1 protein-coding gene is annotated in these 574 nt (G+C 66.6%); it reads left to right on the plus strand.

All coding sequences use genetic code 11. The features are described 5' to 3' along the window. Positions 1-319: transposase (locus tag G3T14_RS24575; protein ID WP_163645060.1), on the plus strand; the 319-nt coding region annotated here is incomplete at its 5' end. Positions 320-574 lie beyond the last annotated feature (255 nt).

A 574-nucleotide genomic window follows, 5' to 3' on the forward strand; every position in this document is an offset into this window, starting at 1 on the left:
CACCTTCGCCCGCGGGCGTGATCTGGCGGCCTGGCTCGGCCTCGTGCCGCGGCAGGTCACGACCGGCGGACGGCCCAAACTCGTCGGCATCACCAAGCGCGGCAGCAAGTACCTGCGCAAGATGCTGATCCAAGGTGCACGGGCCGCGATGCCGACCCTTCGCGAAAGCGATACGCGGATCGGCCAATGGCTCCGGGGCCTGCTGGCGCGGGCGCACGCCAACACCGCCGTCGTTGCGCTGGCGGCTAAAATGGCCCGGACCGTCTGGGCGCTGCTGCGCCACGAACGCGTCTATGAGCCGGCGGCGGTGGCTGCCTGAACCGAGCTTGGTCGGCGAAGCCTTCGTCGGCCTTCCGATGTCTGCGAGCGGTGAGAGGAAGATGGCCTGACAGTCGATCGGTGTTCTGTAAGCCTCCGGCGGAAAATGGCGCTCGACGCCGACCCCTTTATGAGGACCAGGACGCGCGGATCTCCATCTTGGCCAACGGCATCGCCGGAAGGCCGGATACGTTTATGCAGACTGCTCAGACCAGCGGATCATAAGCCACTTGCGGACGGGGCGGGCCATACGTTT

The organism is Methylobacterium sp. BTF04, from assembly GCF_010692745.1.
Classification (GTDB): Bacteria; Pseudomonadota; Alphaproteobacteria; order Rhizobiales; family Beijerinckiaceae; genus Methylobacterium.